At 69.1% G+C, this 12,393-nt stretch carries 12 protein-coding genes; 7 read left to right on the forward strand and 5 right to left on the reverse strand.

Annotation, left to right across the window (positions count from 1 at the left end):
• Positions 1–198 precede the first annotated feature (198 nt).
• The 7 genes from rpsM (at position 199) to AC3AOF_RS19060 (ending at position 5,514) form a co-directional block, all read left to right on the forward strand.
• The gene (gene rpsM / locus AC3AOF_RS19030; protein ID WP_236989394.1) at positions 199–567 is read left to right on the forward strand and encodes a 30S ribosomal protein S13; all 369 of its coding nucleotides are present in this window, start codon (positions 199–201) and stop codon (positions 565–567) included.
• Between the two features lie 141 nt (positions 568–708).
• On the forward strand, positions 709–1,098 hold the full coding sequence (rpsK, locus tag AC3AOF_RS19035; protein WP_015928609.1) for a 30S ribosomal protein S11: 390 nt from the start codon (positions 709–711) through the stop codon (positions 1,096–1,098).
• A 63-nt stretch (positions 1,099–1,161) separates the two neighbouring features.
• The gene (locus AC3AOF_RS19040) at positions 1,162–2,046 is read left to right on the forward strand and encodes an MBL fold metallo-hydrolase (protein ID WP_488346176.1); all 885 of its coding nucleotides are present in this window, start codon (positions 1,162–1,164) and stop codon (positions 2,044–2,046) included.
• A gap of 101 nt (positions 2,047–2,147) precedes the next feature.
• Positions 2,148–3,185, forward strand: a complete 1,038-nt coding sequence (locus tag AC3AOF_RS19045) for a DNA-directed RNA polymerase subunit alpha (RefSeq protein WP_206289816.1) — start codon at positions 2,148–2,150, stop codon at positions 3,183–3,185.
• A gap of 143 nt (positions 3,186–3,328) precedes the next feature.
• The gene (gene rplQ / locus AC3AOF_RS19050; protein ID WP_236989392.1) at positions 3,329–3,751 is read left to right on the forward strand and encodes a 50S ribosomal protein L17; all 423 of its coding nucleotides are present in this window, start codon (positions 3,329–3,331) and stop codon (positions 3,749–3,751) included.
• Between the two features lie 129 nt (positions 3,752–3,880).
• A complete protein-coding gene (locus AC3AOF_RS19055; RefSeq protein WP_236989391.1) occupies positions 3,881–4,144 on the forward strand; it encodes a PepSY domain-containing protein in 264 nt (87 codons plus the stop codon).
• A gap of 98 nt (positions 4,145–4,242) precedes the next feature.
• A complete protein-coding gene (locus tag AC3AOF_RS19060) occupies positions 4,243–5,514 on the forward strand; it encodes an aspartate aminotransferase type Ic (protein ID WP_488346177.1) in 1,272 nt (423 codons plus the stop codon).
• A gap of 60 nt (positions 5,515–5,574) precedes the next feature.
• On the opposite strand, the gene AC3AOF_RS19065 is transcribed toward AC3AOF_RS19060, so the two are convergent.
• The 5 genes from AC3AOF_RS19065 to AC3AOF_RS19085 form a co-directional block, all read right to left on the reverse strand.
• Positions 5,575–5,979 carry a type II toxin-antitoxin system VapC family toxin gene (locus tag AC3AOF_RS19065; RefSeq protein ID WP_488346178.1) on the reverse strand — a complete coding sequence of 135 codons (405 nt, stop codon included), beginning with the start codon at positions 5,977–5,979 and terminating at the stop codon, positions 5,575–5,577.
• Entirely contained in the window at positions 5,976–6,236 is a 261-nt protein-coding gene (locus tag AC3AOF_RS19070) for a prevent-host-death protein (protein WP_488346179.1), read from the reverse strand. The genes AC3AOF_RS19065 and AC3AOF_RS19070 overlap by 4 nt, the downstream gene beginning before the upstream one ends.
• A gap of 130 nt (positions 6,237–6,366) precedes the next feature.
• Positions 6,367–7,305: a helix-turn-helix domain-containing protein gene (locus tag AC3AOF_RS19075; protein WP_488346180.1), complete on the reverse strand. Its 939-nt coding sequence runs from the start codon at positions 7,303–7,305 to the stop codon at positions 6,367–6,369.
• 463 nt (positions 7,306–7,768) lie between these two features.
• Complete coding sequence (locus AC3AOF_RS19080; protein ID WP_488346181.1) at positions 7,769–10,936, reverse strand: efflux RND transporter permease subunit; 3,168 nt, start codon at positions 10,934–10,936, stop codon at positions 7,769–7,771.
• Positions 10,937–10,979: 43 nt separating this feature from the next.
• Entirely contained in the window at positions 10,980–12,173 is a 1,194-nt protein-coding gene (locus AC3AOF_RS19085) for an efflux RND transporter periplasmic adaptor subunit (RefSeq protein WP_488346182.1), read from the reverse strand.
• Positions 12,174–12,393 lie beyond the last annotated feature (220 nt).

Consider the following 12,393-nt stretch of genomic DNA (forward strand, 5'->3'; position numbering starts at 1 on the left):
GACAAGAGATTGCGCCCGCGCTAGTGGGCGCTCCTTCGTTCAGACCCGGACGGCCCGGCGTGCCTCTCTGGAGGCCGCTCCGGGCCGATTTGCCGTCGGGACGAGCGTGCAGGGGCCGGCCTCCACCGGACGCGCGCGACACCAGACGAACAGCCGTCCGGGCATGATGCCCTGGGCGCGATGGAGAGCAGGAACACCATGGCCCGTATCGCCGGCGTCAACATCCCGACCAACAAGCGCGTCGTCATCGCGCTCCAGTACATCCACGGCATCGGTGCCAAGAAGGCCGAGGAGATCACCGAGAAGGTCGGTATCCCGGCCGAGCGTCGCGTGAACCAGCTCACCGACGCCGAGGTGCTGCAGATCCGCGAGACGATCGACCGCGACTACGTCGTCGAGGGCGACCTGCGCCGCGAAGTCGCGATGAACATCAAGCGCCTGATGGATCTCGGCTGCTACCGCGGCCTGCGTCACCGTCGCGGCCTGCCGGTCCGCGGCCAGCGCACCCACACCAACGCCCGCACCCGCAAGGGCAAGGCAAAGCCGATCGCCGGCAAGAAGAAGTAAGCCGCGTCGGGTTAAGAGATCGGCGGGGCCGGTCTCCGGTCTCGCCCGACACCGGCGGCGCGCGAGCGCCGCCACAGCGACTCGTAAGAGACGTCCCGAGCGCCTGGCACCACGGGCGCGCCTGAAGGATCGAAAGACAGTATGGCCAAGGAAGCAACCCGCGTCCGTCGTCGCGAACGCAAGAACATCGTGTCGGGCGTCGCTCACGTGAACGCCTCGTTCAACAACACGATGATCACCATCACGGACGCCCAGGGCAACACGATCTCGTGGTCGTCCGCCGGCGCCATGGGCTTCAAGGGCTCCCGCAAGTCGACTCCCTACGCCGCTCAGGTCGCGGCCGAGGATGCCGGCCGCAAGGCCGCCGAGCACGGCATGCGCACCCTCGAGGTCGAGGTCTCGGGCCCCGGCTCGGGCCGCGAGTCGGCTCTGCGCGCGCTCCAGGCGGCGGGTTTCACGGTGACGTCGATCCGCGACGTGACCCCGATCCCGCATAACGGCTGCCGCCCGCGCAAGCGCCGCCGCGTCTGATCGTCCACCGGCCGGGAGGCTTCGCCAGAGGCCTCCCGGCCGACGGTCCGCGAAGAGGATTGCGTGTCGAACCCCTTCACCGCCGATAGCGTCCGGCCCGGCGTCCTCCCCTGGACGCTGGGCAATCGCGTTGTGGTCGCCCTCAACGACGGTCATCTCGACGCGTCGATCGGGCTGGTGCGGGGCATCCCCGCCGACGAGGCCGGCCGGCTCCAGGTCGAGGGCTTCCGTTCGCCGGACGCCCCGCGGATCACCGTCAATGCCTTCCTGATCTTCGGCGGACCGGCTCCGGTCCTGGTCGATGCCGGGATGGGCGCAGGCGGTCCCGCTTCGCTCGGGCATTTGCCGAAGGCCCTTGCCGCCTGCGGCGTGGCACCGGAGGCGATCGGTACCGTCCTGGTGACCCACCTGCATTCCGATCATATCGGTGGGCTGATGGGACCGGACGGCGCTGCGCTCTACTCGAATGCCGAGGTGGTGATCCCGGAGGACGAGGCGGCCTACTGGCTCGCCGACGGGGCCGAGGCGCGGGCGCCGGATTGGGCGAAGGCCGGCTTCCGCCGCGCCCACGCGCTCGTGGCGGCGTACGGCGACCGGATCCGCCGGGCGGGCGAAGGCGAGGTGCTGCCGGGAATCGAGGCGATCCTGGCGCCCGGCCACACGCCCGGCCACACCGCCTACCGGATCGAGTCGGGCGATACGAGCCTGCTGATCTGGGGCGACGTGGTGCACATGCCGGCGATCCAGTTCGCCAAGGCAGAGGCGACCCTGTCCTTCGACGTGGACGGCGCGATGGCAGCCGCCACGCGCAAGCGCATCCTCGACCGGGCGGCGGCCGACCGCCTCCTGGTCGCCGGGATGCATCTCGAGTTTCCGGCCCTCGGCAGGGTCCGGCGCGACGGCGCCGGCTTCGCCTGGGTCCCGGAGCAGTGGAGCGCGGCGTCCTGACCGCCCCTGCTTCGACCGTGTGAGAGATCAGGACGGCGGTGTCTCCCGGGCGCGGGAGAGACCGCGAGGGGAGGGGCCCTTCGGGGTTGCCCCGGTGTAAGTTGGCGAGAGGTGCGAACGTGGTCATTCAGAAGAACTGGCAAGAGCTGATCAAGCCGAACAAGCTCGAGGTCACCCCCGGGCACGACCCGAAGCGGATCGCCACCGTGGTGGCCGAGCCGCTGGAGCGCGGCTTCGGCACCACCCTCGGCAATTCCCTGCGCCGTGTGCTCCTCTCCTCGCTCCAGGGCGCGGCCGTCACCTCCGTGCATATCGACGGCGTGCTGCACGAGTTCTCGTCGATCCCTGGCGTGCGCGAGGACGTCACCGACATCGTCCTCAACATCAAGACGATCGCGATCCGCTCGTCGAGCGACACCCCGAAGCGCATGACCCTGCGCAAGACCGGCCCGGGCCTCGTCACCGCCGGCGACATCGCGACGGTCGGCGACGTGCAGATCCTCAACCCCGACCTGGTGCTCTGCACCCTGGACGACGGGGCCGAGATCCGCATGGAGTTCACCGTGTCGGCCGGCAAGGGCTACGTCCCGGCCGAGCGCAACCGGCCCGAGGATGCGCCGATCGGCCTGATCCCGGTCGACGCGCTGTTCTCGCCGGTCACCAAGGTGTCCTACCGCATCGAGAACACCCGCGAGGGCCAGGATCTCGACAAGGACAAGCTGACCATGACGGTCGAGACCAACGGTGCGGTCTCGCCCGAGGATGCGCTGGCGTACGCCGCCCGCATCATCCAGGACCAGCTCCAGATCTTCGTCAACTTCGAGGAGCCCCGCAAGGAAGAGGCCGCGCCGCTGGCGCCGCAGCTGCCCTTCAACCCGGCCCTGCTCAAGAAGGTCGACGAGCTCGAACTGTCGGTCCGCTCGGCCAACTGCCTCAAGAACGACAACATCGTCTATATCGGCGACCTCATCCAGAAGACCGAAGCGGAGATGCTGCGCACCCCGAACTTCGGCCGCAAGTCGCTCAACGAGATCAAGGAAGTGCTCGCCGCCATGGGCCTGCACCTCGGCATGGACGTGCCCGGCTGGCCGCCGGAGAACATCGAGGACCTGGCCAAGCGCTTCGAGGAGCACTACTAGGCCCAACCGGCGGCGCGGGGTTACTCGCGCCGCCACTCCCGATGCGCCCTCGATGATGGCGCATCGGGAGTGGCGGGAATCCGCACTCACCACAAAGGACGGCCGACCCGTGGCACGGCGGCCGAGAACCAAAGGAGAGAGCCATGCGTCACGGTTTCCGGGGTCGTCGCTTCAACCGTACCGTCGAGCATCGCAAGGCGATGTTCTCGAACATGTCGGCCGCGTTGATCAAGCACGAGCAGATCATCACCACCCTGCCGAAGGCCAAGGACCTGCGTCCCGTGGTCGAGAAGCTCATCACGCTGGGCAAGCGCGGCGACCTGCACGCCCGCCGTCAGGCGATCGCGGCGCTTCGCGGCGACGAGGTGATGGTCAAGAAGCTGTTCGACGTGCTCGGCCCCCGCTACGCCGGCCGTCCGGGCGGCTATTGCCGCATCATGAAGGCCGGCTTCCGCTACGGCGACAACGCCGCGATGGCGGTGATCGAGTTCGTCGACCGCGACGTCGACGCCCGCGGCAAGGATTCCGGCCCGGTCCAGGTCGCCGACGAGACCCCGGCGGAGTAATCCGCCCAAACCTCTCGATGCCTTCGAAGGCGGCCCTCGCGGGCCGCCTTTCCTTTTGCGCGGGAACCGCGCGAGCCGGTGCGCGATCTCCCAACGGCATCCGCCGCACGCGAAAGGAGACGTGGCTCTATGACCAAGCTGACCATCCCGGCTCTCGCCGCCCTGATCCTCGCCGGCACGGGTACGGCGGCTCTCGCCGACAAGGTCGGCGCCGACTGGATGCCGATCGGCCAGGTGATCCAGAAGGTCGAGGCCGCCGGCTATACCCAGATCTCCGAGATCGAGGCCGATGACGGCCACTGGGAAGGGGAGGGGATGAAGGACGGCAAGCCGATGAAGTTCAAGGCCGATCCCCGCACCGGCGCCATCCTGTCCGAGAAGGCCGGCAAGTAAGGGCATCTCGCCGGGCGATCGACGCGCGAAAGGCTGGATTCCGGCGGGCGGGAGGCGCAAAGGTGACGCGCCTCTCCGTCCACCAGCGATCTTGTCCGATGACCGCCATTCCTTCGCTCGCCGACCTCCAGGCCCGCTACGCCGCTCTGCAGGCGCGCGGCCTCAAGCTCGACATGACCCGGGGCAAGCCCTCGCCCGAGCAGCTCGACCTGTCGGAGGGCCTGGCGGCCCTCCCCGGCAACCGCGACCACCGCACGGAAGCCGGTGAGGATGCGCGCAATTACGGCGGCGTGCAGGGCCTGGCCGAGGTACGGGCCCTGTTCGCCCCGGTGCTCGGCGCCCCGCCGGAGCGGATCGCCGTCGGCAACAACTCGAGCCTCGCGCTCATGCACGATTGCATCGTCTATGCGCTGCTCAAGGGCGTGCCCGGTGGGACGCAACCCTGGTCGAAGGAGGAGGAGATCCGTTTCCTCTGCCCGGTGCCGGGCTACGACCGCCACTTCGCCCTGTGCGAGACCTACGGCATCGGCATGATCCCGGTCCCGATGAACGCCGACGGCCCGGATATGGACGTGGTGGAGCGGGAGGCCCGCGATCCCCGGGTGAAGGGGATGTGGGCGGTGCCGCAATATTCGAACCCGGGCGGTGAGACCTATTCCGACGCCACCGTCGAGCGGCTCGCCCGGATGGAGACCGGCGCGCCGGATTTCCGGCTGTTCTGGGACAATGCCTACGCGCTGCACCACCTGACCGAGCGACGCCCCAATCTCCGCAACGTCCTGGAGGCCTGCGCGGAAGCCGGCCATCCGGACCGGGCGACCGTCTTCGCCTCGACCTCGAAGGTGACCCTGGCGGGCGCGGGCCTCGCGATGCTGGCCTCGTCGGAGGCCAATATCCGCTGGTATCTGGCGAATGCCGGCAAGCGCAGCATCGGGCCGGACAAGCTCAACCAGCTCCGCCACATCCGCTTCCTGCGCGACCAGGCCGGGCTCGACGCCCTGATGGACGGCCATCGCCGGCTGCTGGCGCCGAAGTTCCGCGCCGTCACCGAGACCCTGAACCGCCATCTCGGCGGCACCGGCGTCGCGCGCTGGAGCGAGCCGGAGGGCGGCTACTTCATCCTGCTCGAAGTGCCGGAGGGCTGCGCCACCCGCGTGGTCAAGCTCGCTGCCGCCTGCGGGCTCGCGCTGACGCCGGCCGGCGCCACCCACCCCTATGGCCGCGACCCGCAGGACCGGCTGCTGCGCCTCGCCCCGTCCTACCCGAAGCCGGCGGAGGTCGAGGCGGCCGCCGAGGTGGTGGCGACCTGCGTGCTGCTGGCCGCCGCCGAGAGCCGGGAGAATGGCGGGAGCGGCCAGGTCGCGGCGTAAGCGCGGCCCGCCGGGTCTCGAACCGCTCCCCGTCCGGGGCGGTTCGGGGCCCGGGCCCGATCAGTCCTTGCGCCGGTCCGCGCACTGGATGAACCGCATCATCACGCGGGGCACGTCGGGATCGTCGGAGACCAGCGTCGCCTGCTCGGCCATGGCCTGGGCGATGAGCAGCGAGCCGAACGGCTCGCGGTCCTCCGCCCCCCGCGGCAGCTTGCGCAGCGCCCGACAATGCTCCGGGCGCAGGTCGAGCCAGGTGAAGCCGCCGTCCTCGACCGCCTGGAGGATCTCCCGGATATCGGCCGACAGGGTGCCGAGGCGGATCGCCTGGGTGATCTCCCAGAGCGAGACCGCGCTGACCAGCACCGTGTTGCGGGGATTCGCGATGCGGTCCCGGGCCCGCTCGCCGAGGCGGGGATCGTCGTTCAGCCACCAGAGCAGGGCGGGGGTTCCGAGGAGCAGCCTCACTCGTCGTCGCCCTGCCGCGCGGTGGATGCCTCGGCGACATCCTCGGCCATGCGGATCCTGTCCTTGAGCGCGCCCGGCCGGCGGCGCGGCGGTTCTGGAAGCGACGGGGGACGGAGTTCAGCGATGACGACGCCGTGCGAGGTGACGGCGAAGGACCGGCCCTGCCGGGCCTGGTCGAGATAAGCCTTCATCTGCGCCCGGAACGTCCGTAGGCCGACTCGCTCGAGCGGAGCGTCGTTCCGGTGCTGATCGGCCAAAGCGACATCTCCTGTTGCGTCATGGACGACCTCTCCACAAGGTCGCCCCTCAAGTCAGTCGAGACAAGGCAGTCTCGGGGCGAGCCGGCTGGCAGGGAGCGATATCGGTCGCGGTCCGGGCGGCTTTGGCTCAAGAGGTCCTGCCGGAGGCCGCCCGGTAGTCGCGCGGGGCCACGCCATAGACCTGACGGAACGCACGGCTGAGACGCGCGCCGTTGCCGAAGCCGTAGGCCTCTCCGATCTCGCCGATGGACCGCCGTTCGAGCGGATCGTCGAGCGCCGTCCGGATCGCCGCCAGCCGCTGACGCGCGAGAGTGCGCGCGATCCCGCCCTCCGGCTCGAACAGGCGGTAGAGCTGCGAGCGCGACATGCCGAGCGCCTTCGCCATCGCGTCGATCCGGAGCGGCGTGCCGAGGTGGCCGCGAAGGAACTGCTTCGCGCTTTTCAGCCGGACGGTATCGAGCGACGTGCTGGCACGGTCCGCCGCCTCCAGGCTCGGGCGCGCACAGGCCGCGACCATGTGGAGCGTGGCCTGGGCGACATGGGCCGCCTCCACGGTCGTGAGCCCGTGGCCGTTCGCGGCGAGGCTCCGCAGGTGATCGGCGAGGAGGCGCCCGGTCCCGCCCTGCAGGATCAGCCCGTGCAACGCCTCCTCGTCGGGCAGCACGGCGGCGACGGACGCACGCGGCAAGGCGAGGATCAGCGAGCCCGTTTCCGGCACCCGGCTGCGGCGATAGGGCTGCGACAGGTCGTTGAGGCTGACCGCGCCGGCCGGAACGTCCGTCGTGCCGTGCTCGGTCTCGACGCGGTAGGCGTGCCGACTCAGATGCAGGATGAAGCCGTCCTGGCCGTCGCGCCGGATCTGCGATCGGGAGCGGGACGGGCCTTGGGGCGCGGCGTTCATGACGCGCAGGGCCATCGCGCCCACCACGACCGTCTCGATGCTGCCCGAGAACCCGACCGGGTCGGCGTCGAGGTCGTGAGCCGAGAACAGGCTGCGCCAGGCCGCGAAACGGTCGCGCTCGGGGACGCTGTCCGTCGTGAAGAGGGACCGGGGAACGAGGGGCACGGCAGGTCCGCGGTGTTGCGATGCCGGACGATGTTAGCTCCTATCGCGCAGCCGGCCAGAATCATTCGGGCCACACTCGGCCATCATCTGCTCCCCAATCATTGTCCGACGACGCGGATACCGGCTCGCCGCAGACAACTTCGTACAATGAGGCCTGGATCGGCGCTCGATCGCAGTCCCACGTTGCACCAGATTCGCGCCAAGCCCGCTTCGATCGGCCTTTTCCCATCTGCGACCTCATCCTGAGGTGTCAGTTCATCGGAGATGGACTGACCTCGAAGGAGGGCTCCAGAGGACGCTGTGATCCCTGGAGCCCTCCTTCGAGGTCAGCCGATCTTTGATCGGCTAACACCTCAGGATGAGGTCGCAGATGGGACGACCTTGCGATACCGCCAGAAATCTCCGTCATGTGCTGTGTCGCGACGCGATCAGGCACCGATCGGGCGACGCGATCGCCTCCCATTCAATGTACCGCCGCCGAAGCCGGCACACCCGGCTCCGCCGGAACGTGGACCGGCGCCGGCCGCCGCCGGGAGAACAGCAGGATCAGGACCGGCAGGATGATCAGGATCAGGATCGGCGCCAGGCTCATGCCGCCGACCACCACCAGCGCCAGCGGCTTCTGCACCTGCGAGCCGACGCCGGCCGAGAAGGCGGCGGGCAGGAGGCCGACGCCGGCGACGACGCAGGTCATCACCACCGGGCGCATCTGGGTATAACAAGTCTTCAGCATCGCCTCTTCCAGCTCCTCGCCGCGCGCGATCAGGCCGTTGTAGTGGGTGAGCACGATGATGCCGTCCATCACCGCGATACCGAGCAGCGCGATGAAGCCGATCGCCGCCGAGACCGAGAACGGCGTCTCGGTGACGGCGAGCGCCACCACGCCGCCGGCCACCGCCATCGGGATCACCGAGAGCGCCAGCAGTGTGTCGACGAGGGATCCGAAATTCACGAACAGCAGCACGGCGATCAGCAGGATCGCCAGCGGCACCGTGACCGAGAGGCGAGCGAGCGCCCCCTGCATGTTGTTGAACTCGCCGACCAGCTCCAGCCGGTAGTCGGGCGGGAGCTTCACCTCCCGCGCCACCCGCTCCCGGGCCTCGATGATGGTGCTGCCGAGGTCGCGGTCGCGCACGCTGAACTTCACCGGCAGGTAGCGCTCCTGGCCCTCGCGGTAGATGTAGGCGGGGCCCGACACCAGCTCGACATCGGCGACGGCGTTCAGCGGGATCTGGACGTTGGCGCCGCTCTGGGTCTGGCCGGCGATGCGCAATTCGCGGATGGCCCGCACGCTCTGGCGGTACTGCGAGGCCAGCCGCACGATGATCGGATAGTGGCGCTCGCTGCCGGTATCGTAGAGCTCGCCCGCCGAATCGCCGCCGATCGCGGTGCGGACGGTCGTGTTGATGTCGCCCGGCGTCAGACCGTAGCGGGCGGCCCGGATGCGGTCGACGTTGATCTGCACCGTCGGCTGGCCGAGCGAGGTGAAGACGCCGAGATCGGTGACGCCGGGGACGCGCTTGAGGACCGCCTCGACCTCCCGCGCCACGTCGGTGAGCTTCTGCAGATCGGGCCCGAACACCTTGAACGAGTTCTCGCCCTTGATGCCCGACACCGCCTCGGCGACGTTGTCCTGAAGGTATTGCGACAGGTTGAACTCGACGCCCGGGAACTCGGTGCGCAGCCGTTCCAGCAGGGCGCCGGTCATCGCGTCCTTCGACATGCCCTCGCGCCATTGCTCGGCGGGCTTGAGCGGCGCGAAGAATTCGCCGTTGAAGAAGCCGGCGGCGTCGGTGCCGTCGTCGGGCCGCCCATGCTGCGACACCACCCGCTCGACCTCCGGCACCTCGGCGATGACCCGGCGGATGCGGTTGACGTAGAGGTTGCCTTCTTCCAGCGAGATCGTCGCCGGCATGGTGGCGCGGATCCAGAGGTTGCCTTCTTCCAGCTTGGGCAGGAATTCGAGGCCGAGATTGCGCCCCTCGACGGCAACGCCGGCGAAGATCAGGCCGGCGACGCCCAAGGTCAGGGTGCGGTGGGCCAGCGCCGCCCGGATCACCGGCCGGTAGGCCCGGTCGAGGGCGCGGACCAGGATCGTCTCGACCTCGTGGATATGGTCCGGCAGCAGGTAGGCCGAGAGGACCGGCGTCACCGTGAAGGTGGCGATGAGGCCGCCCAGGAGCGCATAGGCATAGGTCTGGGCCATCGGCCCGAAGATGTTGCCCTCGACGCCCGACAGGGTGAAGAGCGGCAGGAAGCCGGTAACGATGATCACCGCCGCGAAGACGATCGAGCGGCTGACGTCGGAGGAGGCGAGCGCGATCAGCCCGAGCTTCCTCGGCATGCCCTTGGCCCCGGCCAGCCCCGGCGAGAGCGGCGGCCCGTGGCCCGAGAGGCGGCGGAAGATCGCCTCGACCATGATGACCGTGCCGTCGACGATCAGGCCGAAATCGAGCGCGCCGACCGACAGCAGGTTGGCGGATTCGCCCCGCGCCACCAGGATGATGACGGCGAAGAACAGCGCGAAGGGGATCGTCGCCACGACGATCAAGGCGCTCCTCAGGTTGCCGAGGAAGAGCCACTGCACCACCAGGATCAGCAGGATGCCGACCAGCATGTTGTGCAGCACGGTGTGGGTGGTGACGGCGATGAGGTCGGCGCGGTCGTAGATGCGCTCGATCCTGACGCCCGGCGGCAGGATGCCGGCGGCCTCGATTCTGGCGACCTCGGCCTTCACCGCCTCGATCGACGGGGTCGAGCGCTCGCCCCGGCGCATCAGCACGATGCCCTGGACGATGTCGTCGTCCTCGTTCATCCCGGCGATGCCGAGCCGCGGCTGGTGGCCGATGGTGATGGTGGCCACGTCCTTCACCAGGACCGGCGCGCCGCCCGACTGCGCCAGCACCGTCTCGCCGATATCGTCGACGGAGCGGATCAGGCCGACGCCGCGCACCACCGCCGACTGGCTACCCAGGGTGATGCGGTTGCCGCCGACATTGAGGTTGCTGTCGTTGAGGGTCTTGACCACGCCCGAGAGGGTGAGGCCGTGGGCCATCAGCCGGTCGAGGTCGACGCCGATCTCGAAGGTCTTGGTCTTGCCGCCCCAGCCGATCACGTCGATGACGCCCGGCACGGCGCGGAAGCGCTTGCGCAGCACCCAGTCCTGGAGCGTCTTCAGGTCGAGCACGCTGTAGCCGTCCGGCGCGACGAGCTTGTAGCGGAAGATCTCGCCGATCGGGCTCACCGGCGAGATGGTCGGCTTGGCGCCGTTCGGCAGGGTGTCGAGCTGGGCCAGCCGGTTGAGTACCTGCTGCTCGGCCTCGCGGTAGCTGTTGGCGAAGCCGAATTGCAGCTTCACGTCGGACAGGCCGTAGAGCGAGACGGTGCGGACCTGCTTCAGGTCGGGCAGCCCCGAGGTGATGACCTCGATCGGTACCGTGATGTAGCGCTCGATCTCCTCGCCCGAGAGGCCCGGTGCCTGGGTGATGACGTTCACCATCGGCGGCGTCGGGTCGGGATAGGCCTCGATGTTGAGGCTCTGGAACGCCGCGAGTCCGCCGAGCATCAGGGCCACGAAGGCCAGGACGACGAGGGCGCGCTGGCGCAGGGCGAGGCCGACGATGCCGGTCATGGCCGTTGATCCGAAATGCTGAAGGGAGCGAGGGGAAAGAGCGTCAGCTCTGGGTCGACATCCGGTCGATGAAGAGCGAGCCGCGGGAGATCACCCGCTCGCCTTCCCGGAGGCCGTCGAGGATCTCGACGGTCGAGCCGTCGACGATGCCGGCCCGGACCGGCCGGCTCTCGACCGAGTTGTCGGCCCGCAGCACCCAGACGCTGGCCTTGTTGCCCTCCAGGATGACCGCGGCGCGGGGCACGGCGTGGGACAGGCTCTCGCGCTCGTTGATGATGCGGACGCTCGCATACATCTCGGGCTTGAGCAGGCCCTGGCGGTTGTCGATCTCGGCCCGCACGGTGATGCGCCGGGTCGCGGGGTCGACCGAGGTGCCGATGAAGTTGATCCGCCCCTCGAAGGTTTTCTCCGGGTGGGCCGGGACCCGGAAGGTGATCTTCTCGTCGATCTCGACCTTGGCGGCGTCGGCCTCGCGCAGCTGCGCGATGAGCCAGACCTTCGACAGATCGCCGATGATGTAGGACGGCTCGCCGCTCGAGCCGACATACTGGCCCGGGCCGATCTTGCGCTGGATGATCGTGCCGCTGAGCGGCGCGTTGATCGGCGTGTCGGGGTTGATCGCCGAGCCTCGCGAGAGGGCCGCCATCTCCTCGTCGCGAAGCCCCAGGATGCGCAGACGGTTGCGCACCGCCTCCAGGCCCACCTCGGCGGTGCGGTTGTCGTTGGTGGCCGACGTCAGGTCGTTCTGGGCCACCTGCAATTCGCGCAAGGTCGTGGCCCGGGTCTCGAACAGGTCGCGCTGGCGCTTCTCGGCGGCCTGCGCGAAGGTGAGCTGCGAGCGGCTCTTGTTCAGCACGTTGAGGGCGGCGAGGTAGTCGTTCTGCGCCTGCACCATCTCGTTGGCCTGGACCGAGAACAGCGGCTGGCCGCGCTTCACCTGCTCGCCGGTGCGGGCGAAGATCGCGATGACGCGGCCGGGATAGGGCGAGAAGACCGGCGTCGCCTGGTACTCATCGACCCCGATCTTGCCCTCGGTGGCGATCTCCTCGAAGAACTGGCGTTTGACCACCGGCTCGCTCGACACCGTGGCGAGCTGGGACGCGGTGAGGGTGAAGGCCTTGCCGGCGGGCAGCCGGGCCGGCACGTCCGCGAAGGCGGTGATCGGCTCCTGGCGGTGACTCGGGCGCAGGTAAGGGTAGGCGACGACCGCCCCGGCGGCCAGGACGGCCAGGATCACGACTTGGCTGATCGGTCTCAAGGTCCGGGACATGTCCGTCACGCTTCTTCGTCGGCGGGCTCAGGGCTGCGGCACGGCGGGGATGACCGTTCGGCAACTCGCACGCAACACTTAGCAAAAGTTGCTGACGCAAGCGTGAATGAATCGCAAGCCCGAACAGTTCCGGACCTGCTGTGCCGCCGGCGATACACTCGGCCGCATTAGTTCGACCGTACTAGAT

This window comes from Methylobacterium sp. 142-1Y (assembly GCF_057747795.1).